Here is a 26,500-nt window from a genome sequence, read left to right as displayed (position 1 = left end):
ATGGAAGCATTCACCGCACACACCGGCCGGGCCGTCCCGCTGCGCCGCAGCAACGTCGACACCGACCAGATCATCCCCGCCCACTGGTTGAAGAAGGTCACCAGGGACGGCTTCGAGGACGGACTCTTCGAGGCGTGGCGCAAGGACGAGAACTTCGTCCTCAACCGCCCCGAGCGGGCAGGCGCCTCGGTCCTGGTGGCGGGCCCCGACTTCGGCACCGGTTCCTCGCGCGAACACGCCGTCTGGGCCCTGCAGAACTTCGGCTTCAAGACCGTCATCTCCTCCCGGTTCGCCGACATCTTCCGCGGCAACTCGCTGAAGAACGGTCTGTTGACCGTCGTGCTCGACCAGAAGGTCGTGGACGCGCTGTGGGAGCTGACGGAGGCCGATCCGACGGCCGAAATCACCGTGGACTTGGAGAAGCGCCAGGTTCTCGCGGAGGGCATCACGGCCGACTTCGAGCTCGACGAGAACGCCCGCTGGCGGCTCCTGAACGGCCTCGACGACATCAGCCTCACCCTTCAGAACGAAGCGGACATTGCGACTTATGAGGCGGCAAGGCCGACCCACAAGCCGCGTACAATTGACGTCTGAGCAGCGCTTTTCCAGGACTGCGCCCCCTGCCTTCGGCTAGGGGGCGCAGTCGCTTGTTGAGACCCCGTCGGGCGACAACTCGCCCCAGATGGCACAATCGGTGCATGGAACGCGACAGCCAACTCAGGCTCTATGGCCAAGTCGCCGACCGATTGAAGGAAGCGCACGCAACAGTGCGCGCACTGCAAGTCCCGGAGGGCGTACGGATGGCGCTGTCCCGGAAGCTGCTGGTCATCACGGCTGCGGCGAAGCACGATCTCCCAGATGCAGCAAGGCGTCTGGACCGGTTGATGAAGGACCTCGATGAGGGCCGATTCCCCGAAGGTGACTGACTCTGCGGAACTGCGCAGCAGTCGACTTCGTTGCGGCACTAGGGTGATTAGCCCGTTTCGTGTTTGATTTGCGGTATATATCTGCCTAACGTGCGAAAAAGCTTGAACACTTTCGTTCTGGCAATGTCTCCGAAGGGGAAGACGTGAACAAGGCGCAGCTCGTAGAAGCGATTGCCGACAAGGTCGGCGGCCGTCAGCAGGCCGCAGACGCTGTCGATGCGGTACTCGACGCGATCGTCCGCGCAGTTGTCGCAGGGGACCGTGTCTCGGTCACCGGCTTCGGCTCGTTCGAGAAGGTCGACCGCCCCGCCCGCTACGCCCGCAACCCGCAGACGGGTGAGCGCGTGCGGGTCAAGAAGACGTCCGTGCCCCGTTTCCGTGCGGGACAGGGCTTCAAGGACCTGGTGAGCGGCTCGAAGAAGCTCCCCAAGCACGATGTGGCCGTGAAGAAGGCGCCCAAGGGCAGCCTCTCGGGCGGTGCTTCCACCCGTACGACCACCAAGGCCGCGGCGAAGAAGGCCACCGCCAAGAAGGCCGTGGCGAAGAAGGCCACCGCCAAGAAGGCCGTGGCCGTGGCGAAGAAGACCACCGCCACCGCCAAGAAGACCACCGCGACGGCGAAGAAGGCCACCGCGACCGCCAAGAAGGCCGCCACCGCCAAGCAGGCGGCCGCTCCGGCGAAGAAGGCGACCCCGGCGAAGAAGGCCGCCGTCGCCAGCAAGACCGCGCCCGCCAAGAAGACCACGGCGAAGAAGGCGCCCGCGAAGAAGACCACGGCGCGCAAGACCACGGCCAAGAAGGCCACTGCACGCAAGAAGTGAGAACGGGCAGCGCTCGTTCCTCTCACACGCGCCGGGCCGGGCTCCCTCTGGGGAGCCCGGCCCGCGGGCTTTTCCGCAATCCGGAGCGACCGGCCGGAGTGATCAGAACGTCTGGAGCGTCACCAGGCTGATCCGCGGCGAGGCGCCCTCGCCGCTCATCTCGATCCGCACCCGCTGCCCCGGACGCAGCAGCCGCAGGCCGCCCGCGTCGAAGGCCGGGGCGTCGAAGTCCACCGGGGTGCCGTCGTCGAGAAGCACACTGCCGGTGCGGGTCTCGGAGTCGTACGTATACGCGGTCGCCTGCATGAACGGCAGCTTATCGGTCCCGCGCGGGACCGGCCGAGGCGCGCAGCCCCGCGGTGTGCGGGCCCACCCCGAGGGCCAGAGCCACCCGCAGATCCTCGCCGGTGTCCACGTCCCGGCGGACCGTGTCGATTCCGGACAGCGTAATTTCCGCGGCTCCCGAAGCCAGATGCCGGGCCCTCGAAGGACCACCGAAAGCCGGACACAATTCCACGCGGGGTGCCGCCGACAGAAATGTCGTGCCGATTCTCGCCGCATCCGTCACAAATGCACGGGGAAATGCGGCAGAAAAATCGAGCACCCGCGCCAATTCCTCGGGGCGCAGCGCGGGAAGATCCGCATTGAGTGCGGCCACCGCCGCACCGGTCCGCAGCGCCCGCACCGCACGCGCACCGTGCGACAGCGCCGCGTTGAGCCCGGCCGCCGGTGAGTCCGCCACGATGCGTGCCCCCAGTGCCGAAAGTGCCGCTCCGGCCACCGGATCGTCCGTGACGACCAACACATCCCGCACCGCCGGGCAGGCCAGTGCCGCGGCCACCGTGTCCTGGGCGAACGCCAGGGCCAGGCGGGGTCTCAGCAGTCCGCCCGCCGTCCGCCCCAGCCTGCTCTTGGCCCGCGCGAGCGGCTTCAGCGGGACGACCAGGGACCAGGACCCGGTCAGGTCGGTGTTCGTGGCCATCTCCCCCTCCGTACGCATTGCCACTTATTCTCGCCTGCCGGTGTGACAACCCGGAGGTCCGGCCGGGAAGGCGGGGCGTACGGTGTTCTCGACAGAGCAGGGGCCTGGGGCGAGACTTGACCGTCAGTAGCCAGGCAGCAGGTCAGGTCTTAGAGGAAGGTGTCCGAGTGTCCCGCCGCAGAATCGGCTTCTGGTACCGCCTGGCGGCGGTCATCGCAAAGCCGCCATTGGTGGTTCTGTTCAAGCGCGACTGGCGGGGAATGGAACACATTCCGGCCGATGGTGGATTCATCACCGCGGTCAACCACAACTCGTACCTGGACCCGCTTTCGTACGGACATTTCCAGTACAACACCGGCCGGGTGCCGCGGCTGCTCGCGAAGGCGGGACTGTTCAGTACCCCCTTTGTCGGAATGATGCTGCGAGGCACCGGCCAGATCCCCGTGTACCGCGAGACGACCAATGCGCTGGACGCTTTCCGCGCCGCCGTCGACGCGATCGAGCGGGGCGAATGCGTCGCGTTCTACCCCGAGGGCACGCTCACCCGCGACCCCGATATGTGGCCGATGGCCGGCAAGACCGGCGCCGCCCGGGTCGCGCTGATGACCAGGGCGCCGGTCATCCCCGTCGCCCAGTGGGGCGCCAACCTCGCGATGCCGCCGTACGCCACGGAGAACAAGTTCAGCTTCTTCCCCCGCAAGACCCTCCAGGTACAGGCCGGTCCGCCGGTGGACCTCGACCGGTTCTACGGCATGGAGCCCACGCCCGACGTGCTGCGCGAGGCGACCGAGGCCATCATGGCCGCGGTCACCGCACAGCTGGAGGTCGTACGGGGCGAGAAGGCACCCGCCGAGCTCTACGATCACCGCAAGGCCCGCGCTGAGCAACGGCGCAAGGCAGAGGGAAAGGGACCCACGTGACGCACCCCGCCAAGGCAGCCGTCTTCGGAACCGGCTCATGGGGTACGGCCTTCGGCATGATCCTCGCCGACGCAGGCTGCGACGTGACCCTCTGGGGCCGCCGCGCGGAGGTCGCCGAGGCCATCAACACGACCCGGACCAACCCGGACTATCTGCCGGGTATCGAACTCCCCGCCTCGGTCCGCGCCACCACCGACCCCGCGGAGGCCCTGCGCGGCGCCGACTTCGCCGTTCTCGTCGTGCCCTCGCAGACCCTGCGCGCCAACCTCGCCGACTGGGCCCCGCACATCGAACCCGGCACGGTGCTCGTCTCGATGATGAAGGGTGTCGAACTCGGCACCGCCAAGCTGATGAGCGAGGTCATCGCCGACGTCACCGGGGTCACCGCGGACCGCATCGCAGTCATCACCGGGCCCAACCTCGCCAAGGAGATCGCCGAGCGCCGCCCCGCCGCCGCCGTCGTCGCCTGCCAGGACGAATCGGTGGCCCAGCGCCTCCAGGCCGCCTGCCACACCCCGTACTTCCGCCCGTACACCAACACCGACGTGGTCGGCTGCGAGCTCGGCGGCGCCGTCAAGAACGTCATCGGCCTGGCCGTCGGCATCGCCGACGGCATGGGCCTCGGTGACAACGCCAAGGGCTCCCTCATCACCCGCGGCCTCGCCGAGACCACCCGCCTGGGCCTGGCCATGGGAGCCGACCCGCTCACCTTCTCCGGACTCGCGGGCCTCGGCGACCTGGTGGCGACCTGCTCGTCCCCGCTCTCGCGCAACCACACCTTCGGCACCAACCTCGGCCGCGGGATGACCCTCCAGGAGGCGATCGCCGCCACCCGGCAGACCGCCGAGGGCGTCAAGTCCTGTGAATCGGTGCTCGATCTGGCGCGCCGGCACGGAGTCGACATGCCCATCACGGAGACCGTCGTCGGCATCGTCCACGAAGGCAAGCCGCCGGTCGTCGCGCTCAAGGAGCTGATGGCGCGCAGCGCCAAGCCCGAGCGGCACTGATCCGTTCCCGACGCGCCTCCCGCACGCCCCGTGCCTGCACTCCCCGGCCGCGGGCCTGCAAGGTACGCTCATCGCGATATGAGCAGCGAGAACCTTCCCCAGAGCCCTGAGAGCCCCGAGAGCCCTGTGCGGGGCCGTAAGCCGCGGGTGGCCGTCGTGTTCGGCGGCCGCAGCTCCGAGCACGGCATCTCGGTCGTCACGGCCGGCGCCGTACTGAACGCCATCGACCGGACCAAGTACGACGTCCTGCCGATCGGCATCACGACGGACGGCCGCTGGGCGCTCACCGCAGACGATCCCGGACGCATGGCCATCGCGGACCGCAAGGTGCCGAACGTGGCGCAGCTCGCGGAGTCCGACGAAGGCGGTGTCGTGCTCTCCGTCGACCCCGGCAGCCGCGAAGTCGTCTACACCGAACCGGGCGCGGTCCCCAAGGCCCTCGGTGAGGTCGACGTCGTCTTCCCGATGCTGCACGGCCCCTACGGTGAGGACGGCACGCTCCAGGGGCTCCTGGAGCTCTCCGGCGTGCCCTACGTGGGCGCCGGTGTCCTGGCCTCCGCCGTCGGTCAGGACAAGGAGTACATGAAGCGGGTGTTCACCTCCTTCGGGCTGCCCGTCGGCCCGTACGAGGTGGTGCGCCCCCGCGAATGGGACAACGACCGTCCCACCGCCCGCAAGCGCATCGTGGACTTCGCCGCCGAGCACGGCTTCCCGCTCTTCATCAAGCCCGCCCGCGGCGGTTCCTCGATGGGCATCACGAAGGTCGACAACCTCTCGGGCCTCGACGAGGCGATCGAGGAGGCCCGCCGCCACGACCCCAAGTTCCTTGTGGAGTCGCTGCTGCGGGGCCGCGAGATCGAGTGCGGTGTGCTGGAGTTCGAGGACGGTCCGCGCGCCAGCGTGCCCGCCGAGATCCCCCCGGTCACCTCGCACGACTTCTACGACTTCGAGGCCAAGTACATCGACTCGGCGGCCGGGCTCGTGCCCGCCCCGCTCACCGAGGAGCAGACCGCGGAAGTCCAGCGGCTCGCCGTCGCCGCCTTCGAGGCCACCTCCTGCGAGGGCCTCGTGCGTGCCGACTTCTTCCTCACCGACGAGGGCGACTTCGTCATCAACGAGATCAACACGATGCCGGGCTTCACGCCGATCTCCATGTACCCGCGGATGTGGCAGGAGAGCGGCGTGGACTACCAGGAACTGGTGGACCGGCTGATCCAGGCGGCGCTGAACAGGCCCACGGGCCTGCGCTGACGTTCCTCCGCGCCCGTCGGGAAGACCCAGGGGCCTGCTACAGGCTCTTGGGGACCGTCTTCCCGACGGACGCGGCGAACTCGGCGAGCGGTGTGATGTCGTGGGCGAACTCCTCCGGGAGCGTCACCTCGACGTACGCCTTGCGGTACGTGGTGGTGAACCGCGGACCGGCGCCCTCCCGCTGCTCCAGCAGCCAGTTGACGCCGTCCGCGTCGACCGCGTCCGACTGGGCGTCCTCCATCTTCGAGGGCCGGGGAACGCCGCAGCGCAGTACGATCGCCCCGTCTCCCCATCCGGCCGTGAGGTCGGAGTCCGGCTCGGGATCGCTCCGGTCCATTCCGGCGACGGTCTTCGGCAGCTCCTTGTGCAGCGCCTCGCAGTACGCGGCGGCCTCCGAAGACGGCGTGGGAACCGTGATCGATGCCTGTGCGTCGCTGGAGGAGCAGCCCGCCGCGGCCATGACGAGCACGGCAGCGGAGGGGGCGAGGAAAAGCGCACGGGGGAGCCTGCGGCCGGAGTACGTCACCGGCCCAGCCTAGACGGGGGTCAGAGGTGGACGACCGGGCAGGTCAGTGTTCGTGTGATGCCGTCCACCTGCTGGACCTTGGCCACCACCATGCGGCCGAGCGCGTCGACGGTTTCGGCCTGTGCGCGCACGATCACGTCGTAGGGACCTGTGACGTCCTCTGCCTGAATGACTCCCGGGATCTTCGCGATGGTCTCGGCGACTGTCGACGCCTTGCCCACCTCTGTCTGAATAAGGATGTACGCCTGTACCACGGAACCTCCAGGGCGGCCACGAGGATCATGTGGGGGAAAGGGACGCCACGGTATCGCGTCGCCACGGGCCACGGGGAGACCCGGGGGCCGGATGACGCCCACAGTGTGGCGTACGGAAGACAGAAGTTGACGTATCTCTTGACGGTACCGACAGCAGTGACGGCACGCGACCGCAAGCCCACCGGTGCAGAAGGGGGACGGACATGCCAGTACGTCCCGGGGCGGACAGCCCCTGGCGGCCGACGGACCACGGCCGGGACCTCGGTCCGCTGAAGCAGCCCGGACAGGTGTCCGGTGCGATATATGAGAGGTGAGACTCGGTGAAGGGAACCGTGGGCGAGTTGGGGGAGTTCGGGCTCATCAGAGAGCTCACTTCCCGGCTCACCACCACCCCGGCGGTACGGCTGGGACCCGGCGACGACGCCGCGGTCGTAGCCGCTCCCGACCGCAGGGTCGTGGCCAGTAGCGACATCATGTTGGAGGGGCGGCACTTCCGCCGTGACTGGTCGACGGCGTACGACGTCGGCCGCAAGGCCGCCGCGCAGAATCTCGCCGACATCGCAGCCATGGGCGCCGTGCCCACCGCGCTGCTGCTCGGCCTGGTCGTGCCCGCCGAACTCCCGGTCACCTGGGCGGGCGAGCTGATGGACGGCATCCGTGACGAGTGCCAGGTCGCGGGAGCGGCGGTGGTCGGCGGCGACGTCGTCCGCGGCGACACCATCACCATCGCGATCACCGCTCTCGGCGATCTGCGCAACCACGAGCCCGTCACCCGGGCCGGCGCCAGGCCCGGCGACGTCGTCGCCGTCACCGGCTGGCTCGGCTGGTCCGCCGCCGGCTTCGCCGTGCTCTCCCGGGGCTTCCGTTCACCGCGCGCCTTCGTCGAGGCGCACCGGCGCCCCGAACCGCCGTACCACGCGGGCCCCGCGGCCGCCGGACTCGGCGCCACCGCCATGACGGACGTCAGCGACGGACTCGTGGCGGACCTCGGGCACATCGCCGAGTCCAGCAAGGTCCGCATCGACCTGCGCTCCGGACTCATCGACATCCCCTCGCAGATGTCCGACATCGGCCAGGCCGTCGGCGTCGACCCGTTGCAGTGGGTGCTGACCGGGGGAGAGGACCACGCCATCGTGGCGACCTTCCCGCCGGACGTGAAGCTCCCGGCGCGCTGGAAGGTGATCGGCGAGGTCCTCAACCCCTCGGCGCTGCCCCAGGTGACGGTCGACGGTGCGCCGTGGACCAGCAAGGGCGGCTGGGACCACTTCGGGGACATCGAGGACGCCCAGTAGATTGCCGCGTATGCCCCTACGCACCGCTGTACCGCCTCGTGTCCTCACCGTCGCCGGGTCCGACTCCGGCGGCGGTGCGGGCATCCAGGCCGATCTGAAGACGATGCTGGCCCTCGGCGTGCACGGCATGAGCGTGCTGACGGCCGTGACCGCGCAGAACTCCCTGGGTGTCCAGGGCGCCTGGGAACTTCCGGTGGAAGCCGTACGCGCCCAGTACCGCAGCGTCGTCGACGACATCGGGGTCCAGGCCGTCAAGACCGGCATGCTCTCCTCGGCCGCCCTCGTCGAGACGGTCGCCGCACTCCTCGCGGACACGGACGCCCCCGTCGTCGTCGACCCGGTCGGCGTCTCCAAGCACGGTGATCCGCTGCTGGCCGCCGAGGCACTGGATTCCGTACGGACGAAGCTGCTGCCCGTCGCCACCGTGGCCACCCCGAACCTGGACGAGGTGGCGCAGCTCACCGGTATCGCCGTCACCGACGAGCCCGGGATGAGGCGGGCCGCCGCCGGGATACTGGCCCACGGGCCGCGCTGGGTGGTGATCAAGGGCGGTCATCTGCCGGGTGAGGCCGTGGACCTGCTCACGGACGGCGACGAGGAGCACTGGCTGCGCGCACCCAGGCACGACAACCGGCACACGCACGGCACGGGCTGCACCCTCGCCTCCGCCATCGCGTCCGGTCTGGCACGGGGCGAGGACGTACCGACGGCCGTCCGGGCCGCGAAGGAGTACGTCACCGGGGCGATCGCGGCAGGCTTCCCGCTCGGCGGCGGGATAGGACCCGTCGACCACGGCTGGCTGACGCGTACCTCGCACTGACCGGGCCCCGCAGGGCCCCTGGGCACAGCAAAAAGCCGGTCCACCGAGGTGGACCGGCTTTTTGGGCAACCGGTAAGGCTGCGCTACGACGAGACGTCAGCGCGCGACCTTGCCGGCCTTGATGCACGAGGTGCAGACGTTGAGCCGCTTCGGCGTCCGCCCGACCACGGCACGCACGCGCTGGATGTTGGGATTCCAGCGACGAGACGTACGGCGGTGCGAGTGCGAAATGCTGTTGCCGAAGCTCGGCCCCTTGCCGCAAACGTCGCAGTTGGCAGCCACGGGTCACTCCAAAGACTTCAGATGCACTTACAGTGAATTCCGGCGCGCCGGATTCATTTGACTGAAGTGGCGGTACCGGAGGGAATGGCCCGACTCTCATCGGGCAACCGAAGCAGCATACAACGGCTGCGTCGGAGATACGAAACTACCATGTCTCACCCGGTCGCCCGCCCCGCCCCTGTCCCCGCCGGAGCCACGGCCCCCGGGCTACTCTGCGGTGCAACCCGCCGCCGACGGCCGCTTCAAGGAGGACCATCAGGTGCCGCAGCTCCCCGACGATCTGGACGCCGTCGCGGTGCGCACCTGGTGCTCACTGGCGCTGGAGGCCCTGGGCCGGGAGCGCGAGGAGATCGACGCGATCAATGTGTATCCCGTCGCCGACGGGGACACCGGAACCAACCTCTATCTGACCGTGGAGTCCGCGGCAGCGGCCGTGGAAGCGGTGTTCGCCGCCCACGAGACCGGTTCCTCCGTGGCCGGCCGGGCCGATGCCATACGGGCCATGGCGCACGGCGCACTCATCGGTGCCCGGGGGAACTCCGGCACCATCCTGTCGCAGTTGCTGCGCGGCATGGCCGGGGTACTGGCCGACGGCGGTGACGCGGACCACCTGCGAGCGGCCCTGACCAGGGCGGCGGCGGCGGCACGACAGGCCGTCGCCCACCCCGTCGAGGGCACGGTGCTGACTGTGGCCACCGCGGCGGCCGAAGCGGCGGAACGCACCGACGGGGGCCTCACGGCCGTGGTGGGAGCCGCCTACGAAAGCGCGCGCACCGCGCTCGCCGCCACCCCCGGCCAGCTCGCCGTCCTCGGACGGGCGGGCGTCGTGGACGCGGGCGGGCGGGGCCTGGTGGCCGTACTCGGAGCGCTGCTGGAAACCGTCTCGGGGCAGGCACCGGCGCGGACGTCGTGGGCCGTGCCCGATGTGCTGCCCAGGCCGGCGGACGACTGCGCCGCGGCCGGTGCGGACGGACCGGCCTTCGAGGTGATCTACCTGCTGGAGGCCCGCGACGAGGCCGTCGACCGGCTGCGGACCCGGCTGGACGGGCTCGGCGACTCACTCGTCGTGGTGGGCGGCGACGGACTGTGGAACGTCCACGTCCATGTCGACGACGCAGGCGCCGCGGTGGAGGCCGGGGTCGAGGCCGGCAGGCCGTACCGCATCCGCATCACCCACTTCGGCGCCGACCGGGTCCACGCCCACGCCGAGCCCGCCCAGCGCGCGGTCGTCGTCGTGGTCCCGGGCGACGGGCTCGCGGGGCTGTGTACGGAGGCGGGGGCGACCACCGTGCTCGCGCGCCCCGGAGAGCCGCCCGCCAGCGGCGAACTGGTCGACGCGATCCGCCGGGCCCACGCCCGCGAAGTGGTCCTCCTCCCCAACGACGCGACGCTGCGCCACACCGCCGGGGCCGCAGCCGAGCAGGCCCGCGCCGAAGGTGTCCGGGTCGCCCTGATCCCCACGCGCGCCGCCGTCCAGGGCCTCGCCGCGCTCGCCGTCCACGAACCGGACCGCGGCTTCGACGAGGACGTGGTGGCGATGACCGCCGCCGCCGGAGCCACCCGGTACGCCGAACTGGCCGTCGCCGAGCGGCAGTCGTGGACCATGGCGGGCATCTGCCAGGCCGGTGACATCCTCGGCCTGATCGACGGGGACGTCGCCGTCATCGGAGCCGACGTGCCCGCGACGGCCCGCACCGTCCTGGACCGGATGCTGTCGGCCGGCGGCGAACTCGTCACGCTGGTCCTGGGCGAGGACGTACCGGACACGCTGGCCGACGCGCTGGCGGAGCACGTACGCGAGGGGTATCTGGCCGTGGACACGGTGGTCTACCGGGGCGGCCACCAGGTGGCACCCCTGCTGATCGGCGTCGAGTAGGGGCGCGGGGGCCCGCCACAGGGCGCCCGCCGGACATTTGTCAGTGGCGTGGTGTGCAATGGATCGCGTGTCTTCGTTCGATGAACCCCTGAAGAAGCTGCTCGGCGGAGCCACCGCGAAGGTGATGGCCGAACACCTCGACCTGCACACGGTCGGTGATCTGCTCCATCACTACCCGCGGCGGTACGAGGAGCGCGGCCAGCTCACGGCGCTGTCCGACCTCCCGCTGGACGAGCACGTGACCGTCGTCGCGCAGGTCGCCGACGCGCGGATCATGGTGTTCAACAACGGCAGGGGCAAGCGCCTCGAGGTGACCCTCACCGACGGCAGCGGCCGGCTCCAACTGGTCTTCTTCGGCCACGGAGTCCACAAGCCGCACAAGGAACTGCTGCCCGGCCGGCGGGCGATGTTCGCGGGCAAGGTCTCCGTGTTCAACCGGAAGATGCAGCTCGCGCACCCCACGTACCAACTTCTGGACGCCGGGGCCGCCGAGGGCACGGCCGAGGCCACCGAGGCGGTCGACGCCTTCGCAGGGAAGCTGCTGCCGATCTATCCGGCCTGCAAACAGCTCGACTCCTGGCGGATCGCCAAGGCCGTCGACGCGGTGCTGCCCAGCGCCCAGGACGCCGTCGACCCGCTGCCGCCCGCCCTGCGCGAGGGGCGCGGCTTCGCGACACTGCCCGAGGCACTGCTCAAGATCCACCGCCCGCAGACCAGGGCCGACATCGCGGATGCCAGGGACCGGCTGAAGTGGGACGAGGCATTCGTCCTCCAGGTCGCACTGGCCCGCCGACGCTACGCCGACACCCAACTCCCCGCCGTGGCCCGCAGATCCGTACCGGACGGCCTGCTCGACGCCTTCGACGCGAAACTGCCGTTCACCCTCACCCAGGGCCAGGAGAAGGTCTCCAAGGAGATCTTCGACGACCTGGCGACCGAACACCCGATGCACCGCCTCCTCCAGGGCGAGGTCGGCTCGGGCAAGACAATGGTCGCCCTGCGCGCCATGCTCGGCGTCGTCGACGCGGGTGGGCAGGCCGCCATGCTCGCGCCCACCGAAGTCCTCGCCCAGCAGCACCACCGCTCCATTACCGAGATGATGGGCGAGCTCGCCGAGGGCGGCATGCTCGGGGGCTCGGACCTGGGCACCAAGGTCGTGCTGCTCACCGGGTCCATGGGCGTCCCGGCCCGCCGGCAGGCGCTGCTCGACCTGGTCACCGGCGAGGCCGGGATCGTGATCGGCACCCATGCGCTGATCGAGGACAAGGTGCAGTTCCACGACCTGGGCCTCGTCGTCGTCGACGAGCAGCACCGCTTCGGTGTGGAGCAGCGCGACGCCCTGCGCTCGAAGGGCAAGCAGCCGCCCCATCTGCTGGTCATGACCGCCACCCCCATTCCCCGTACGGTCGCGATGACGGTCTTCGGCGATCTGGAGACCTCCGTACTTGACCAGCTCCCGGCGGGCCGTTCGCCGATCGCCAGCCATGTCGTCCCCGCCAAGGACAAGCCGCACTTCCTGAGCCGCGCCTGGGAACGGGTCCGTGAGGAAGTGGAGAACGGCCACCAGGCGTACGTCGTCTGTCCCCGCATCGGTGACGACGCCGACGAGGCCGCTGAGAAGAAGAGGGAGAAGGGGAAGGGTGCCAAGGGCGCGGCCCCGGAGGACGACGGCGAGAAGCGCCCCCCTCTCGCCGTGCTGGAGATCGCCGAGGAGCTGCGCAAGGGCGCGCTCGCGGGGCTCCGTACCGAGGTGCTGCACGGCAGGATGCACCCCGACGACAAGGACGACGTGATGCGCCGCTTCGCCGCGGGGCAGGTCGACGTCCTGGTCGCCACGACCGTCATCGAGGTCGGTGTGAACGTCCCCAACGCCACCGCGATGGTGATCATGGACGCGGACCGCTTCGGCGTATCCCAGCTGCACCAGCTGCGCGGCCGTGTCGGACGTGGCTCGGCGCCCGGCCTCTGTCTGCTGGTCAGCGAGGCCCATGAGGCGAGCCCCGCCCGGGCCCGGCTCTCCGCGGTCGCCGCCACCCTCGACGGCTTCGAGCTCTCCCGGATCGACCTGGAGCAGCGCCGCGAGGGCGATGTTCTCGGCCAGGCCCAGTCCGGCGTCCGCTCCTCCCTGCGGGTGCTCAGCGTCATCGACGACGAAGAGGTCATCGCCGCCGCCCGCGAGGAGGCCGCCGTCGTCGTCGCTGCCGACCCCACGCTGGAGCATCTGCCGGAGCTGCGTACGGCTCTGGACGCGCTCCTGGACAAGGAGCGTGAGGAGTATCTCGACAAGGGGTGACCGGGACCCGATCGGCCCGGACGCCATATCGTGGGTGTACGACACGCGTACCGACCTGTGTGCCACCCGCGACCCTAGGACCAGACACCCATGACCCGCGTGATCGCCGGCTCGGCCGGCGGACGCCGCCTGGCCGTCCCGCCCGGCACCGGCACCCGCCCCACGTCCGACCGGGCGCGCGAGGGCCTGTTCTCCACCTGGGAAGCGCTCCTCGGCACCCTGGTGGGCATCCGCATCGCGGATCTGTACGCGGGTTCCGGTGCCGTCGGCCTCGAGGCGCTCTCCCGGGGCGGCGTCCACGCCCTGCTCGTCGAGGCCGATGCCCGGGCCGTCCGCGTCGTGCGCGACAACGTCCGCACGCTCGGTCTGCCCGGCGCCGAGGTCCGGGCCGGCAAAGCCGAACAGATCGTGACAGGACCGGCGCCCGGCGAGCCCTACGACGTGGTGTTCCTGGACCCGCCGTACGCCGTCACGGACGTCGATCTTGGCGAGATACTGCTCACACTCCGTGCTCAGGGCTGGCTCACCGGCGATGCGCTCGTCACCGTGGAGCGCAGCACCAGAGGCGGAGAATTCAACTGGCCCAAGGGATTCGAGCCACTGCGGGCCCGTCGCTACGGCGAGGGAACGCTTTGGTACGGTCGCGCCGCCTCTACGTGCGAAGACGCACGATGACCGGACCGGAGAGCGAGGGAATCAAGTTGCGCCGCGCCGTTTGTCCGGGGTCGTTCGACCCCATCACCAATGGACATCTCGACATCATTGGCCGTGCCTCGAAGCTGTACGACGTCGTACACGTCGCGGTGATGATCAACCAGTCCAAGAAGGGACTGTTCACGGTGGAGGAGCGGATCGAGCTGATCCGCGACGTCACTGCCGACTTCGGCAACGTCGAGGTCGAGTCCTTCCACGGCCTCCTGGTCGACTTCTGCAAGCAGCGCGACATCCCGGCGATCGTGAAGGGCCTGCGGGCCGTCAGCGACTTCGACTACGAGCTCCAGATGGCCCAGATGAACAACGGGCTCTCCGGCGTCGAGACGCTCTTCGTGCCGACCAACCCCACGTACAGCTTCCTGTCGTCCTCCCTGGTCAAGGAAGTGGCGACCTGGGGCGGCGACGTCTCCCACCTGCTGCCGCCCAGGGTCCACGAGGCCCTTACGGAGCGTCTGGGCCAGAAGTGAAGCGCTGACCGTCCGTCACCAGGTGTCGGACGGGAGCCGACTGGCCTTACAGTCGTCCCGTCCGTCTCCAACAGCAGCAGAGAGTGGCGAGCACACGGTGGACGTGCAGAAGAAGCTCGACGAGATCGTCGAAGCGGTAGGGAACGCCCGGTCCATGCCCATGTCGGCGTCTTGCGTGGTCAACCGCGCCGAGCTGCTCGCCATGCTCGAAGAGGTACGGGAGGCCCTGCCCGGCTCCCTCGCCCACGCCCAGGAGCTCATCGGCGGACGCGAGCAGCTGGTCGAGCAGGCCCGCCAGGAGGCCGAGCGGATCATCGAGTCCGCCCACGCCCAGCGAGGCTCGCTGATCTCGGACACGGAGATCGCCCGCCGGTCCCAGGACGAGGCCGACCGCATCCTTTCGGAGGCCCGAAAGGACGCCGAAGAGGTCAGGGCCGAGGCCGACGAGTACGTCGACAGCAAGCTCGCCAACTTCGAGGTCGTCCTCACCAAGACCATCGGCTCCGTCGACCGGGGCCGCGAGAAGCTCCTCGGCCGTGGCCAGGGCTACGACGGTCAGGGCTACGAAGGCCAGGGCTACGAGGACCCGGACTTCGCCGAGGCGCCGGAACGCAGCGCCGACCCGGAGACGCTCCAGCGGCGGGCCGACGAGTACGTCGACACCAAGCTCGGCGCCTTCGAGGCCGTACTCGCCAAGACCCTGGAAGCGGTCGGCCGCGGGCGGCAGAAGCTGCACGGCCGGGTCGCCACCGACGACCTCGGGGCGCACATGGCCGCCCAGGACGCGGCGGGCAGCCAGGGGCACACCAGCGACGAGGACCACTGGGCCGGCCTGGCCGAGCTCTCCACGCCGGAGCCCGTGCCCCAGCAGCCCCACTTCCCGGCCCAGGCACAGGACTTCCCGGTCCTGGCACAGCCGGATTTCCCGGTCCAGGCGCAGCCGGAGCCGCAGTACGCGCAGTACGGGTATCAGGACCAGCCCGTCCAGCAGGACGCCTACGGCTACCAGCAGCAGCCCGACCCGTACGCCGCCTACGCGCAACAGGGCTACGACCCGAACCAGGGGCAGGCCCAGCAGCAGGAGTACGGCTGGCCGCAGCAGCCGGCCCAGCCCCCGGCGCAGCAGGGTGAGAGCGCGCTCGACGAGACCAGCCTCTTCGACACCAGCATGATCGATCTGGAGCAGCTGCGCCGCTACGAACAGGGGCGCTGACCGGACCGGGCCGGAGCGGCCGGGACCCGATTGGGTGCTGGGCGGTGCGTCCAGTATCCTGGCTATTCGGTCGCGCCTATGTCCGCGATCCCGGCTGCCCGCTTCTCCATCGAAGCCGGGACAGCCTTCCCCGGAGCAGCGCGATGCACATGATCTCGAAAGCAGGAAAAGCCCTGAACGGCCACCTCGACCACCGCAACCCTCTCGTGTTCGATACGCGTGAGCTGGGTCGGCGTCCTGGTGCCCTCAAGCGGCTGACCCGCTCGGTGGAGGCACCCAAGGATCTGGGTATCGACGGAGTCATCGGTGTGCCGGAAGGCGCACCCCTGGCGCTGAACCTCCGCATGGAGTCGGTCATGGAAGGGGTGCTTGTCACAGGCACCGCCCGTGCGACGGCCGAAGCGGAGTGCGTAAGGTGTCTGGAGCCGCTGAGCCGAGAGGTTTCGGCGGACTTCCAGGAGATGTTCTCGTACCCTGACGCCGATGACCGGGGCCGCAGCAGGACTGCGGAGCCGGTCGACGACGCCGAGGACGACGAGGACAGGTTCTTCCTCGAGGACGGCTTGTTCGACCTCGAGTCAGTGCTGCGTGACGCGGTGGTGCTTGCACTTCCGCTGCAGCCGGTGTGCAAGGAGACCTGTGCCGGTCTGTGTTCCGAATGCGGAATCAGGCTGGACGAGAATCCTGGCCACCACCACGATGCCGTCGACGTTCGTTGGGCGGCACTGCAAGGACTCGCCGAGACCGTTCAGGACGGCGAGAAGGACAACATGGGCGGCGCCGAAGCAGGCGTCGACGAGAAGCAGGAGAAGTAGCCGTGGCTGTTCCGAAGCGGAAGATGTCGCGCAGCAACACGCGCCACCGCCGGTCGCAGTGGAAGGCTGCGGTCCCCACCCTGGTTTCGTGCGAGCGTTGCCAGGAGCCGAAGCTCCAGCACATTGCGTGCCCGAGCTGCGGCACTTACAACAAGCGCCAGGTCCTCGAGGTCTGAGCGGCTGGTGAGAGGCACGATGTCTGAGTTGTCCAGCGCCAAGAAGCAGGCAGACAACGTCAACACAGCCTCGTCCCACACGCTTCTGGAAGGGCGGCTCGGGTATCACCTCGAGTCCGCCCTTCTGGTGCGTGCGCTGACCCACCGTTCGTACGCATACGAGAACGGCGGTCTGCCCACCAACGAGCGTCTCGAATTCCTCGGGGATTCGGTGCTCGGCCTGGTGGTCACGGACACGCTGTACCGCACCCACCCCGACCTGCCCGAAGGCCAGCTGGCCAAGTTGCGGGCCGCGGTGGTCAACTCACGTGCACTTGCGGAAGTGGGCCGTGGCCTCGAACTCGGCTCCTTCATCCGGCTCGGCCGCGGTGAAGAGGGTACGGGTGGCCGGGACAAGGCTTCCATCCTCGCCGACACACTGGAAGCAGTGATCGGCGCCGTCTATCTCGACCAGGGCCTCGGCGTGGCCTCGGAGCTGGTTCACCGGCTCTTCGACCCGCTGATCGACAGGTCCTCCAACCTCGGCGCCGGCCTGGACTGGAAAACCAGCCTCCAGGAGCTCACCGCGAGCGAGAGCCTCGGGGTTCCCGAGTATCTCGTCACGGAGACCGGCCCGGATCACGAGAAGACCTTTACTGCTGCTGCTCGCGTCGGTGGTGTCTCGTACGGCACCGGCACCGGCCGTAGCAAGAAGGAAGCGGAGCAACAGGCGGCGGAGTCCGCCTGGCGCGAGATCAGCGCCGACGCGGAAGCGCGACAGGCAGCGGCCAAGGCCGCCGCCGACGCAGGGGACGCCGTCACCCCTGCCGAACCGTCGCAGCCGAACACGGACGTCGCTCCGGCCTGAATCATGAGAAAGCCCCTCGGTGCCTGGTGCACCGGGGGGTTTTCCCTGTCCCGCACCGCCCAGTTCTCCCGAGGAGCGTCACCGTGCCCGAGCTGCCCGAGGTCGAAGTCGTACGGCGGGGTCTGGAGCGCTGGGTCACCGGGCGCACCGTCGGTGCGGTGGAGGTCCTGCATCCGCGTGCGGTCCGCCGGCACCTGGCGGGCGGGCCCGACTTCGCGGCGCGGCTGCACGGCATCCGCTTCGGCGCGGCCATGCGTCGCGGTAAATACCTCTGGGTGCCGCTCGACGACATGACGTTCTCGCTCCTGGGCCACCTGGGGATGAGCGGCCAGCTGCTCGTACAGCCGCAGGACGCACCCGACGAGAAGCATCTGCGGATCAGGATCGTCTTCGACGACGCCCTCGGCACCGAGCTGCGCTTCGTCGACCAGCGGACTTTCGGCGGGCTCTCGCTCCACGAGAACACTCCGGACGGGCTGCCCGACACCATCGCCCACATTGCCCGCGACCCGCTCGACCCGGCCTTCGACGACGCGGCGTTCCACACGGCCCTGCGCTTGCGCCGCACCACGGTCAAACGCGCCCTGCTCGACCAGACGCTGATCAGCGGCGTCGGCAACATCTACGCGGACGAGTCCCTGTGGCGGTCCCGGCTGCACTACGAGCGGCCCACCGCGACGCTCACCCGCCCCGCGACGACCGCCCTGCTCGGGCACGTCCGGGACGTCATGAACGAGGCGCTCGCCCAGGGCGGCACCAGCTTCGACAGCCTCTACGTGAACGTGAACGGCGAGTCCGGCTACTTCGACCGGTCACTGGACGCGTACGGACGTGAGGGCGAACCGTGCCACCGCTGCGGTACACCGATCCGCCGCCGCGCCTGGATGAACCGCTCCAGCTACTACTGCCCGCGCTGTCAGCGGCCGCCGCGCGCTCAGAGCGTGTCGTAGCGCCCGGCGTTCGTCTCAGGCGTCGCGTACGTACGCCGTCGGAGTGTGGCCGTTCTGCGCTTGATGGGCTCGTTCGGCCATCATTCTCGCGAGCGTTTCGAGCCGGGATGTGGCGAACGCCTGCTCGTCGGCGTCCGTGGATCGTTACGCTCCTGGGCGTCCAGATCGGTCTTTGCATCGATGGTGTGGAAGAACGTGCTCGCGGAGTCCGCGCTGATGAACCCGACGACGCTGATGGAGAGGTCCACGCCTGAATCCGGGTCGCCCATCACGTAGTCGACGGTCTCGGAGGAGACCAGACCAGCACCCTGCGTTCTCGGATTGGTTGTGGGTGGCTCTGTCCGAGTCCAATCGGCCGGCATGCTGCCCGGGCCGGGCCCGGGCCGGGAAGTATCTCCCAAGGACAGACGGGAACTCAGCGTGTGAGATCAAGGCCTCATTCTCACAAGAACCCCGGCCTCCAGGGTGCGAACAGCTCACTCGGTGCGGTACGTGCGGGTCGTGCGAAGCCCCTGACCCGGCGCCGACTTCTCAGAAGCCGAAGTCCTGCGTCCACCAGGGGCCGCCGGAGCCGAAGTGGACGCCGACGCCGAGGGTCTTGTAGTCGCAGTTGAGAATGTTTGCTCGGTGGCCGTCGCTGTTCATCCAGCCGTCCATCACGGCCTGGGCGTCGGTCTGGCCGCGGGCGATGTTCTCGCCGCCGAGCCCCAGCACGCCCGCCTTCGTCGCCCGGTCCCACGGGCTCGCCCCGTCGGCGTCGGTGTGCGAGAAGAAGCCGCGAGCGGCCATGTCCTCGCTGAAGTTCTGGGCGAGGGACGTCAGGCCGCGGGACGTGGCGACCGGGCTGCAGCCGGCCTTCGCGCGTTCCTGGTTGACGAGGGAGAGCACGGCGGTGCGGGCGGACTCGGTCGCGTCGGTGTCCGGGGCCGGGGGCTTCGGGGCCGGGGCGGCGGACGAGGTCTTCGGCGCGGCCGGGGCGGCGGACGAGGTCTTCGGCGCGGCCGGAGTCTTCGTGGCCGGTGCGGCGCTCGTCTTCGTCTCGGTCTTCTTCGTGGGCGCCTTTGTCGACTGCTTCGACTTCTCCGCGGTCTTCGAAGGGGTCGCGGCCGGCTTCGTGGGCTCGGCGGACTTCGAAGAAGCCGAGGTGGAGGGGGCCGCGGGGCGCTCACTGGAGCGGCTCGTCCCGGTGGACGCCGAGGCGCGGTCGGTCGGTGAGGCCGTCGTGCCGCCCTGCGTCAGCAGGTCGGGAGCGCCGCCCGAGCGGATCTGGTCCGCCGAGGAGGTGCCCCGTACGTCGAAGGAGTCACCGCCGGGCAGCAGACCGGAGGTGACGGCGACCGCACCGACGGCCATGGCCGCGGAGACGCCGAGGAGACCCGTGCGTACGGGTATCGAGGCCCGCTTCTTGCCGTGGCGTCCCATGCGTTGTGCCTTTCCTGTGCTCCGGGCGCCCTCGCGGCGTCACCGTGACTCTCAGAAGCCTCACCCGTTCGGGTGAGGCTATTGCGACCGGACTGTACGCCATGGAGTAAAGGGGTGACGTGCTCCGTGAGCAATTGGGCGGTTAGCGTTCGGGTATGAACGAAGATGCACGACTCGTTGCTTGGGTACGCGGCCGAGTACAGCAAGTAGGGTTCCGCTGGTTCACCAGGGCAAACGCTTTGGAGATCGGCGGCCTCCGCGGCTTCGCGCTCAATCTCGATGACGGCAGGGTGCAGGTGGTGGCCGAGGGGCCACGTGAGAATTGCCACCGACTACTGGACTGGCTCCGCTCCGACGACACACCCGGCCACGTGGACGGAGTGACTGAGATCTGGGACACCCCGCGCGGTGGATATGAGGGATTCGCAATCCGTTGAACGGGAGTCGGGGACCCTGCTCCGTTCCGCTCCGTATTCGAGGCGCGGCGAGGCGTGACCGGAGCCCCTCTCGGGGTGGTGCACCCGAAATGACCTGCGAATTGATGGGTCGGCCGATGACGGTTGCGAAGATCGGTCCGGCATGCCAGGCTGCGGCGGTAACGAAGATCTCCACACGCCCCCTGGGCCCCGCAGGAGAGTCGCGCCGCATGATCAATAGGCCGCGCACCCCCGGGATGCCCGCCTCTACGGGCGTGATCGTGTTGACCGTCAAACTTTTTGGTGAGACGCTGAAAACCCCGCGCACCTTAGCTGTTTGGCAGAGCTGTTTGGCAGCAGAACCGCAGTGATGACAGAGCACTGCCGAGCACCGCGGGTGCGATTCCCTCACGACCCACACCGCTTCGGTCGGTCACTCAGTGTGGAGGACCATCCATCATGGCAAAGGCGCTTCTCGGTTACGTCGGCGGTTCCGATCCGCGACTCCTCGCCGAGATGCGACGGCTCCAGCAGCGCGTCCAGGACCTTGAATCCGAGCTTGTCCGGATTCAGGACGAAAACGACGCGCTGAACGCCGCCGCTCAGCACCAGGAGTCGTTGCTCGACAGCATCGACATCGACGTACCCCAGGCGGAGCCCGCGCTGACCTGACCGGTGCCCAGTCGGGGCCGGCCGGGCTGCACACGGCAGCCGCTTGAGTTCACCACCGGAATGCCTTCGTCACGGATCGTCGTCCCTGGTCATCGAGGTTTGCTCGTGAAGCCGCGACCTCGGTCCGTAGCGCAGGCCGAACAAGTACAGGGGACGCCTCGGCGTCCCTTTTTTCTTTCCCCCGCAGTGATTCCCCCCGGCCCGCCCCGGACGTACAGCCCTTCCCCTACCGTCTGATGTGCCCTGCACCTTCATCAGCGAAACCGAGAGTGAAAGGTAGAGTCCGGCGGCGTGCACCTCAAGGCCCTGACCCTGCGTGGTTTCAAATCATTCGCCTCCGCCACGACCCTGCGTTTCGAGCCCGGGATCACCTGTGTCGTCGGACCCAATGGGTCCGGCAAATCCAATGTGGTGGACGCGCTCTCCTGGGTCATGGGTGAGCAGGGAGCCAAATCCCTGCGCGGCGGCAAGATGGAAGACGTGATCTTCGCCGGTACCACCGGCCGGCCACCGCTCGGGCGTGCCGAGGTCTCGCTGACCATTGACAATTCCGATGGTGCGCTGCCAATCGAGTACGCGGAAGTCACCATCACGCGGATCATGTTCCGTAACGGCGGCAGCGAATACCAGATCAATGGCGACACCTGCCGACTCCTCGACATTCAGGAACTCCTCTCGGACTCCGGTATCGGCCGCGAGATGCACGTCATCGTCGGTCAGGGGCGGCTGGACTCCGTACTCCACGCCGATCCGATGGGGCGCCGCGCATTCATCGAAGAAGCCGCGGGCGTGCTCAAGCACCGCAAGCGCAAAGAGAAGGCGCTACGGAAACTGGAGGCGATGGGAGCCAATCTGGCCCGCGTCCAGGACCTCACCGGCGAACTGCGGCGCCAGTTGAAGCCGCTGGGCCGGCAGGCCGCCGTGGCCCGCCGCGCCGCGGTCATCCAGGCCGACCTCCGCGACTCCCGGCTGCGGCTTCTCGCCGACGACCTGGTGCGGCTGAACGAGGCGCTGCGCACCGAGATCGCCGACGAGGCCGCGCTCAGGCAGCGCCGGGAGGCGGCCGAGGCGGATCTGAAGGCGGCCCTGGGGCGCGAGGCGGAGCTGGAGGGCGAGGTACGGCGGCTGGCGCCGCGGCTTCAGCGGGCTCAGCAGACCTGGTACGAGCTGTCGCAACTGGCCGAGCGGGTCCGGGGCACGATCTCGCTCGCCGACGCCCGGGTGAAGAGCGCCACCGAAGCGCCGGACGACGAGCGCGGCCAGGGTTTCAGGGACCCGGAGAGCATGGAGCGCGAGGCCGCCCGGATTCGCGAGCAGGAGGCCGAGCTGACCGCCGCGCTGGAAGCGGCGGAGCACGCCCTGGAGGACACCACCGCCCACCGGGCGGACCTGGAACGGGAGTTGGCCGCCGAGGAGCGCAGACTCAAGGACGCGGCCCGGGCCATCGCCGACCGGCGTGAGGGCCTGGCCCGGCTCCGCGGCCAGGTCAACGCCGCCCGCAGCCGGGCCGGTTCGGCCCAGGCGGAGATCGACCGGCTGGCCACCTCCCGGGACGAGGCCAGGGACCGTGCCGTCGCCGCCCAGGAGGAGTACGAAGCTCTCAAGGCCGAGGTGGACGGCCTGGACGCCGATGACGCGGAGCTGGGTGAGCGGCACGACGCGGCCAAGCGGGAGCTCGCCGGGGCGGAGGCCGCACACAGTGCGGCCCGGGAGGCCGCCACGGCGGTGGAACGGAAGCGGGCCGCGGTGGCCGCCCGCCACGAGGCACTGGCGCTGGGCCTGCGCCGCAAGGACGGCACGGGCGCGCTGCTCGACGCGCAGAACCGGCCCGCCGGGCTGCTCGGCCCGGCCGCGGAGCTGCTCACCGTGGTGCCGGGGCACGAGATCGCGGTGGCGGCGGCCCTGGGCGCCGCGGCCGACGCGATCGCGGCCACGGACCCGGCCACCGCGGCGGACGCGATCAGGCTGCTGCGCAAGCAGGACGCGGGGCGCGCGGCGCTGCTGCTCGGCGCAGATCCCCGGTTGCGGGACACCGCTGTCGAGGATGGTTCCGGCGCCGGTGCCGGACGGGCGCCCGCTGTCGTGGATCTGGTGAGCGGGCCGGCCGAGCTGATGGGCGCCGTACGGAGACTGGTGCGGGACATGGTGGTCGTCGGCACGCTGGAGGACGCCGAGGACCTGGTCGCCGCCCACCCCGAACTGATCGCCGTGACCGGTGAAGGCGATGTGCTGGGTGCCCACTTCGCGCACGGCGGTTCGGCAGGGGCGCCCAGCCTCCTCGAAGTGCAGGCCTCGGTCGACGAGGCCGCCGCCGAGCTGACGGAGCTGGCCGTACGGTGCGAGGAGCTCGCCGCCGCCCAGCAGTTCGCGGGGGAGCGGCGGCGTAGCTGCGCCGCCCTCGTCGAGGAGCTGGGGGAGCGCCGCCGGGCGGCTGAACGCGAGAAGTCCGGGGTGGCCCAGCAGCTCGGCCGGCTCGCGGGGCAGGCCCGTGGCGCCGCAGGGGAGGCGGAGCGCACGACCGCTTCCGCGGCCCGCGCCCAGGAGGCGTTGGAGCGGGCGGCCGAGGAGGCCGAGGAGCTGGCCGAACGGCTGCTGGTCGCCGAGGAGACCCCGGTCGAGGAGGAGCCCGACACCTCCGTACGTGACCGGCTCGCCGCCGACGGGGCCAACGCCCGCCAGACCGAGATGGAGGCCCGCCTCCAGGCCCGCACGCACGAGGAACGGGTCAAGGCGCTCGCCGGGCGCGCCGACTCCCTCGACCGCGGCGCCCGCGCCGAACGAGAGGCCCGCGCCCGCGCAGAACAGCGCCGCGCCCGGCTGCGCCACGAGGCCGAGGTCGCCTCGGCGGTGGCCTCCGGCGCCCGTCAACTGCTCGCGCACGTGGAGGTGTCCGTCGTACGGGCGGAGGAGGAGCGGGCCTCGGCCGAGGCGGCGAAGGCCGAGCGCGAACGGGGTCTGGCGGCCGAGCGGGGCCGGGGCCGCGCGCTCAAGGACGAACTGGACAAGCTGACCGACTCGGTTCACCGCGGGGAAGTGCTGGGCGCCGAGAAGCGGTTGCGGATCGAGCAGCTGGAGGCGAAGGCCCTGGAGGAGTTGGGGGTGGAGCCGGCCGGGCTGGCCGCCGAGTACGGTCCCGACCAGTTGGTGCCGCCGTCCCCGGCGGCCGAAGGCGAGGAACTGCCGGACGATCCGGAGCATCCGCGCAACCGGCCGCAGCCCTTCGTGAGGGCCGAGCAGGAGAAGCGGCTCAGGGCCGCCGAACGGGCGTATCAGCAACTCGGAAAGGTGAATCCGCTCGCCCTCGAGGAGTTCTCGGCCCTGGAGGAGCGGCACAACTTCCTCTCCGAGCAGCTTGAAGACCTGAAGAAGACCCGGGCCGATCTGATGCAGGTGATCAAGGAGGTCGACGAGCGGGTCGAGCAGGTGTTCACCGAGGCGTTCCGGGACACCGCCCGTGAGTTCGAGGGCGTTTTCTCGCGGCTCTTCCCGGGCGGCGAGGGACGGCTGATCCTGACCGACCCGGACAACATGCTGACCACGGGTCTGGACGTCGAGGCGCGTCCGCCGGGCAAGAAGGTCAAGCGGCTTTCCCTGCTCTCGGGCGGTGAGCGGTCGCTGACGGCCGTGGCGCTGCTGGTCGCGATCTTCAAGGCAAGGCCCAGCCCGTTCTATGTGATGGACGAGGTCGAGGCGGCACTCGACGACACCAATCTCCAGCGGCTGATCCGGATCATGGAGGAGCTCCAGGAGAGCTCGCAGCTCATCGTGATCACGCATCAGAAGCGGACGATGGAGGTCGCCGACGCGCTGTACGGCGTCTCCATGCAGGGCGACGGTGTCTCCAAGGTGATCAGCCAGCGTCTCCGCTGACCTCCGCCGGCCACTGCTGACCTCCCTGGCCTCTGCGGACCTTTACTCAATCGTCACGACTTCAACGCACCTTTTGGGTGCTCCTGGGTAGATGTAGGCCTTCGCCCGACGTTTGACTTCGACACTTGAACGCATAGTCTCTGCAACGTCGTTTTTACCTTCAAGTGGTGGCGCCTAGGAAGTTATGTGCCACTTGGGAGAGCTCGCCCCCCACGCCTGACGTAGCGGCCAGGCATCAGGAGTTCATGTGACCAGCACAGCGAACGGACCGGCGTCCGGGGCCCGAGAGGCTCATCCGGACCACCTCGGCCATGTCATCTTCATTACGGCAGCCGCAGCGATGGGCGGCTTCCTCTTCGGATACGACAGCTCAGTGATCAACGGCGCGGTGGAGGCGATCCGCGACCGGTACGACATCGGTTCCGGGACACTTGCCCAGGTCATCGCCATCGCCTTGATCGGCTGTGCGATCGGCGCCGCGACGGCGGGACGTATCGCCGACCGGATCGGGCGCATCCGGTGCATGCAGATCTCCTCGGTGCTGTTCACCGCCAGTGCCATCGGCTCGGCGCTGCCGTTCTCGCTCCTCGACCTGGCGCTGTGGCGCGTCGTCGGCGGTTTCGCCATCGGTATGGCTTCGGTCATCGGACCCGCGTACATCGCCGAGGTCTCACCCCCCGCCTACCGCGGCCGGCTCGGCTCCTTCCAGCAGGCGGCCATCGTCATCGGCATCGCCATCTCCCAGCTGGTCAACTACGGGATCCTCCAGATCGCCGACGGCGACCAGCGCGGCGAGATCGGCGGCCTCGAAGCCTGGCAGTGGATGCTCGGCGTGATGGTCGTCCCCGCCGTCCTGTACGGACTGCTCTCGTTCGCGATCCCCGAGTCGCCGCGCTTCCTGATCTCGGTCGGCAAGAGGGGCCGGGCCAGGGAGATCCTGGCCGAGGTCGAGGGCGAGCATGTGGACCTCGACGCACGGGTGGCCGAGATCGAGACGGCCATGCACCGTGAGCACAAGTCCAGCTTCAGGGATCTGCTCGGCAGCCGCTTCGGCTTCCTGCCGATCGTCTGGGTCGGTATCGGACTGTCGGTCTTCCAGCAGCTCGTCGGCATCAACGTGGCGTTCTACTACTCGGCGACGCTGTGGCAGTCCGTCGGCATCGACCCGACCGACTCGTTCTTCTACTCGTTCACCACGTCGATCATCAACATCATCGGCACGGTGATCGCGATGGTCCTGGTGGACCGGGTGGGACGCAGGCCGCTCGCCCTGGTCGGCTCCTGCGGTATGGCGATCGCGCTTGCCTTCGAGGCGTGGGCGTTCTCCGCGGATCTGGTCGACGGCAAACTGCCCAACACCCAGGGTGTCGTCGCGCTGATCGCGGCCCACGTCTTCGTACTCTTCTTCGCCCTGTCGTGGGGTGTCGTCGTCTGGGTCTTCCTCGGCGAGATGTTCCCGAACCGGATCAGGGCCGCCGCACTCGGCGTCGCCGCATCCGCGCAGTGGATCGCCAACTGGGCGATCACCGCGAGCTTCCCGAGCCTCGCCGACTGGAACCTCTCCGGCACCTACATCATCTACACGGTCTTCGCCGTGCTCTCGATCCCCTTCGTGCTCAAGTTCGTGAAGGAGACCAAGGGCAAGGCGTTGGAGGAGATGGGCTAATCCCCGCTGCCCCTCTCCTCGA

The 26,500-nt window shown here is 69.4% G+C and carries 27 protein-coding genes; 21 read left to right on the top strand and 6 right to left on the bottom strand.

From position 1 onward, the window contains the following. The 3 genes from leuD to ACFT7S_RS24740 all read left to right on the top strand — a co-directional run bounded on the left by leuD (position 1) and on the right by ACFT7S_RS24740 (position 1,747). Complete coding sequence (leuD, locus tag ACFT7S_RS24750; protein ID WP_382735350.1) at positions 1-594, top strand: 3-isopropylmalate dehydratase small subunit; 594 nt, start codon at positions 1-3, stop codon at positions 592-594. 104 nt (positions 595-698) lie between these two features. Beyond that, complete coding sequence (locus tag ACFT7S_RS24745) at positions 699-926, top strand: hypothetical protein (RefSeq protein ID WP_382735349.1); 228 nt, start codon at positions 699-701, stop codon at positions 924-926. 143 nt (positions 927-1,069) lie between these two features. Continuing rightward, on the top strand, positions 1,070-1,747 hold the full coding sequence (locus tag ACFT7S_RS24740; protein WP_382735347.1) for an HU family DNA-binding protein: 678 nt from the start codon (positions 1,070-1,072) through the stop codon (positions 1,745-1,747). Between the two features lie 102 nt (positions 1,748-1,849). Here the strand turns inward: ACFT7S_RS24740 and ACFT7S_RS24735 are convergent, their stop codons facing one another. After that, the gene (locus ACFT7S_RS24735; protein WP_382735345.1) at positions 1,850-2,053 is read right to left on the bottom strand and encodes a hypothetical protein; all 204 of its coding nucleotides are present in this window, start codon (positions 2,051-2,053) and stop codon (positions 1,850-1,852) included. Between the two features lie 10 nt (positions 2,054-2,063). Then, positions 2,064-2,747, bottom strand: a complete 684-nt coding sequence (gene cofC, locus ACFT7S_RS24730; protein ID WP_382735343.1) for a 2-phospho-L-lactate guanylyltransferase — start codon at positions 2,745-2,747, stop codon at positions 2,064-2,066. 149 nt (positions 2,748-2,896) lie between these two features. On the opposite strand from cofC, the gene ACFT7S_RS24725 reads away from it, so the two are divergent. The 3 genes from ACFT7S_RS24725 to ACFT7S_RS24715 all read left to right on the top strand — a co-directional run bounded on the left by ACFT7S_RS24725 (position 2,897) and on the right by ACFT7S_RS24715 (position 5,907). Further along, positions 2,897-3,649: a lysophospholipid acyltransferase family protein gene (locus ACFT7S_RS24725; RefSeq protein ID WP_382735341.1), complete on the top strand. Its 753-nt coding sequence runs from the start codon at positions 2,897-2,899 to the stop codon at positions 3,647-3,649. Further along, positions 3,646-4,656: an NAD(P)H-dependent glycerol-3-phosphate dehydrogenase gene (locus ACFT7S_RS24720; protein WP_382735339.1), complete on the top strand. Its 1,011-nt coding sequence runs from the start codon at positions 3,646-3,648 to the stop codon at positions 4,654-4,656. Before ACFT7S_RS24725 ends, ACFT7S_RS24720 begins: the two co-directional genes overlap by 4 nt. A 78-nt stretch (positions 4,657-4,734) precedes the next feature. Then, positions 4,735-5,907 (top strand): D-alanine--D-alanine ligase family protein, encoded by a 1,173-nt coding sequence (locus tag ACFT7S_RS24715; RefSeq protein ID WP_382735337.1) that lies wholly within the window; start codon positions 4,735-4,737, stop codon positions 5,905-5,907. Between the two features lie 37 nt (positions 5,908-5,944). Here ACFT7S_RS24715 and ACFT7S_RS24710 read toward each other — a convergent pair whose 3' ends face one another. Continuing rightward, positions 5,945-6,433 carry a DUF3515 domain-containing protein gene (locus ACFT7S_RS24710; RefSeq protein ID WP_382735336.1) on the bottom strand — a complete coding sequence of 163 codons (489 nt, stop codon included), beginning with the start codon at positions 6,431-6,433 and terminating at the stop codon, positions 5,945-5,947. 20 nt (positions 6,434-6,453) lie between these two features. Continuing rightward, positions 6,454-6,687 (bottom strand): Lrp/AsnC family transcriptional regulator, encoded by a 234-nt coding sequence (locus ACFT7S_RS24705; protein WP_382735334.1) that lies wholly within the window; start codon positions 6,685-6,687, stop codon positions 6,454-6,456. A 320-nt stretch (positions 6,688-7,007) separates the two neighbouring features. Between ACFT7S_RS24705 and ACFT7S_RS24700 the strand changes: the two genes are divergently transcribed. Together ACFT7S_RS24700 and thiD are read left to right on the top strand one after the other, a co-directional pair. Then, on the top strand, positions 7,008-7,979 hold the full coding sequence (locus ACFT7S_RS24700) for a thiamine-phosphate kinase (protein ID WP_185298270.1): 972 nt from the start codon (positions 7,008-7,010) through the stop codon (positions 7,977-7,979). A gap of 10 nt (positions 7,980-7,989) precedes the next feature. Next, the gene (thiD, locus tag ACFT7S_RS24695) at positions 7,990-8,799 is read left to right on the top strand and encodes a bifunctional hydroxymethylpyrimidine kinase/phosphomethylpyrimidine kinase (protein WP_382735332.1); all 810 of its coding nucleotides are present in this window, start codon (positions 7,990-7,992) and stop codon (positions 8,797-8,799) included. A gap of 96 nt (positions 8,800-8,895) precedes the next feature. Here the strand turns inward: thiD and rpmB are convergent, their stop codons facing one another. Then, the gene (gene rpmB, locus ACFT7S_RS24690; protein WP_003965989.1) at positions 8,896-9,081 is read right to left on the bottom strand and encodes a 50S ribosomal protein L28; all 186 of its coding nucleotides are present in this window, start codon (positions 9,079-9,081) and stop codon (positions 8,896-8,898) included. A gap of 259 nt (positions 9,082-9,340) precedes the next feature. Between rpmB and ACFT7S_RS24685 the strand changes: the two genes are divergently transcribed. The 9 genes from ACFT7S_RS24685 (at position 9,341) to mutM (ending at position 18,432) form a co-directional block, all read left to right on the top strand. Beyond that, positions 9,341-10,957: a DAK2 domain-containing protein gene (locus ACFT7S_RS24685; RefSeq protein ID WP_382735400.1), complete on the top strand. Its 1,617-nt coding sequence runs from the start codon at positions 9,341-9,343 to the stop codon at positions 10,955-10,957. A gap of 58 nt (positions 10,958-11,015) precedes the next feature. Beyond that, positions 11,016-13,250, top strand: a complete 2,235-nt coding sequence (gene recG / locus ACFT7S_RS24680) for an ATP-dependent DNA helicase RecG (protein ID WP_382735330.1) — start codon at positions 11,016-11,018, stop codon at positions 13,248-13,250. 90 nt (positions 13,251-13,340) lie between these two features. Beyond that, positions 13,341-13,925 (top strand): 16S rRNA (guanine(966)-N(2))-methyltransferase RsmD, encoded by a 585-nt coding sequence (gene rsmD / locus ACFT7S_RS24675; RefSeq protein WP_382735328.1) that lies wholly within the window; start codon positions 13,341-13,343, stop codon positions 13,923-13,925. Between the two features lie 26 nt (positions 13,926-13,951). After that, positions 13,952-14,431 carry a pantetheine-phosphate adenylyltransferase gene (gene coaD, locus ACFT7S_RS24670; RefSeq protein WP_382735398.1) on the top strand — a complete coding sequence of 160 codons (480 nt, stop codon included), beginning with the start codon at positions 13,952-13,954 and terminating at the stop codon, positions 14,429-14,431. 97 nt (positions 14,432-14,528) lie between these two features. After that, a complete protein-coding gene (locus tag ACFT7S_RS24665; RefSeq protein WP_382735326.1) occupies positions 14,529-15,644 on the top strand; it encodes a cell division initiation protein in 1,116 nt (371 codons plus the stop codon). 149 nt (positions 15,645-15,793) lie between these two features. After that, positions 15,794-16,459, top strand: coding sequence for a YceD family protein (locus ACFT7S_RS24660; RefSeq protein WP_382735324.1), 666 nt, complete (start codon positions 15,794-15,796; stop codon positions 16,457-16,459). A gap of 2 nt (positions 16,460-16,461) precedes the next feature. Further along, positions 16,462-16,635 carry a 50S ribosomal protein L32 gene (gene rpmF / locus ACFT7S_RS24655; RefSeq protein WP_003965982.1) on the top strand — a complete coding sequence of 58 codons (174 nt, stop codon included), beginning with the start codon at positions 16,462-16,464 and terminating at the stop codon, positions 16,633-16,635. Between the two features lie 19 nt (positions 16,636-16,654). Beyond that, the gene (gene rnc / locus ACFT7S_RS24650; protein WP_382735323.1) at positions 16,655-17,482 is read left to right on the top strand and encodes a ribonuclease III; all 828 of its coding nucleotides are present in this window, start codon (positions 16,655-16,657) and stop codon (positions 17,480-17,482) included. A gap of 83 nt (positions 17,483-17,565) precedes the next feature. Further along, complete coding sequence (mutM, locus tag ACFT7S_RS24645) at positions 17,566-18,432, top strand: bifunctional DNA-formamidopyrimidine glycosylase/DNA-(apurinic or apyrimidinic site) lyase (RefSeq protein WP_382735321.1); 867 nt, start codon at positions 17,566-17,568, stop codon at positions 18,430-18,432. Positions 18,433-18,963: 531 nt separating this feature from the next. On the opposite strand, the gene ACFT7S_RS24640 is transcribed toward mutM, so the two are convergent. Next, positions 18,964-19,854 carry a CAP domain-containing protein gene (locus tag ACFT7S_RS24640; protein ID WP_382735319.1) on the bottom strand — a complete coding sequence of 297 codons (891 nt, stop codon included), beginning with the start codon at positions 19,852-19,854 and terminating at the stop codon, positions 18,964-18,966. 155 nt (positions 19,855-20,009) lie between these two features. Here ACFT7S_RS24640 and ACFT7S_RS24635 point away from each other — a divergent pair, with 155 nt between their 5' ends. From ACFT7S_RS24635 to ACFT7S_RS24620, 4 genes are all read left to right on the top strand, one after another. Next, entirely contained in the window at positions 20,010-20,291 is a 282-nt protein-coding gene (locus ACFT7S_RS24635; protein WP_382735317.1) for an acylphosphatase, read from the top strand. 438 nt (positions 20,292-20,729) lie between these two features. Beyond that, entirely contained in the window at positions 20,730-20,942 is a 213-nt protein-coding gene (locus ACFT7S_RS24630) for a hypothetical protein (RefSeq protein WP_018551753.1), read from the top strand. A gap of 291 nt (positions 20,943-21,233) precedes the next feature. Further along, positions 21,234-24,812 (top strand): chromosome segregation protein SMC, encoded by a 3,579-nt coding sequence (gene smc, locus ACFT7S_RS24625; RefSeq protein ID WP_382735315.1) that lies wholly within the window; start codon positions 21,234-21,236, stop codon positions 24,810-24,812. A 247-nt stretch (positions 24,813-25,059) separates the two neighbouring features. Then, on the top strand, positions 25,060-26,478 hold the full coding sequence (locus ACFT7S_RS24620; protein WP_382735313.1) for a sugar porter family MFS transporter: 1,419 nt from the start codon (positions 25,060-25,062) through the stop codon (positions 26,476-26,478). Positions 26,479-26,500 lie beyond the last annotated feature (22 nt).

This window comes from Streptomyces sp. NPDC057136 (assembly GCF_042670885.1).
Lineage (GTDB): Bacteria > Actinomycetota > Actinomycetes > Streptomycetales > Streptomycetaceae > Streptomyces.
This window is presented reverse-complemented; position numbering and strand designations above follow the sequence as displayed.

Coding starts and splice junctions, on each gene's coding strand:
- cofC (WP_382735343.1), bottom strand. CDS start 2,747: ATGCGTACGGAGGGGGAGATGGCCACGAACACCGACCTGACCGGGTCC.
- ACFT7S_RS24635 (WP_382735317.1), top strand. CDS start 20,010: ATGAACGAAGATGCACGACTCGTTGCTTGGGTACGCGGCCGAGTACAG.
- recG (WP_382735330.1), top strand. CDS start 11,016: ATGGATCGCGTGTCTTCGTTCGATGAACCCCTGAAGAAGCTGCTCGGC.
- ACFT7S_RS24660 (WP_382735324.1), top strand. CDS start 15,794: ATGATCTCGAAAGCAGGAAAAGCCCTGAACGGCCACCTCGACCACCGC.
- rnc (WP_382735323.1), top strand. CDS start 16,655: ATGTCTGAGTTGTCCAGCGCCAAGAAGCAGGCAGACAACGTCAACACA.
- ACFT7S_RS24735 (WP_382735345.1), bottom strand. CDS start 2,053: ATGCAGGCGACCGCGTATACGTACGACTCCGAGACCCGCACCGGCAGT.
- ACFT7S_RS24715 (WP_382735337.1), top strand. CDS start 4,735: ATGAGCAGCGAGAACCTTCCCCAGAGCCCTGAGAGCCCCGAGAGCCCT.
- thiD (WP_382735332.1), top strand. CDS start 7,990: ATGCCCCTACGCACCGCTGTACCGCCTCGTGTCCTCACCGTCGCCGGG.
- ACFT7S_RS24630 (WP_018551753.1), top strand. CDS start 20,730: ATGGCAAAGGCGCTTCTCGGTTACGTCGGCGGTTCCGATCCGCGACTC.
- ACFT7S_RS24745 (WP_382735349.1), top strand. CDS start 699: ATGGAACGCGACAGCCAACTCAGGCTCTATGGCCAAGTCGCCGACCGA.
- ACFT7S_RS24640 (WP_382735319.1), bottom strand. CDS start 19,854: ATGGGACGCCACGGCAAGAAGCGGGCCTCGATACCCGTACGCACGGGT.
- leuD (WP_382735350.1), top strand. CDS start 1: ATGGAAGCATTCACCGCACACACCGGCCGGGCCGTCCCGCTGCGCCGC.
- rsmD (WP_382735328.1), top strand. CDS start 13,341: ATGACCCGCGTGATCGCCGGCTCGGCCGGCGGACGCCGCCTGGCCGTC.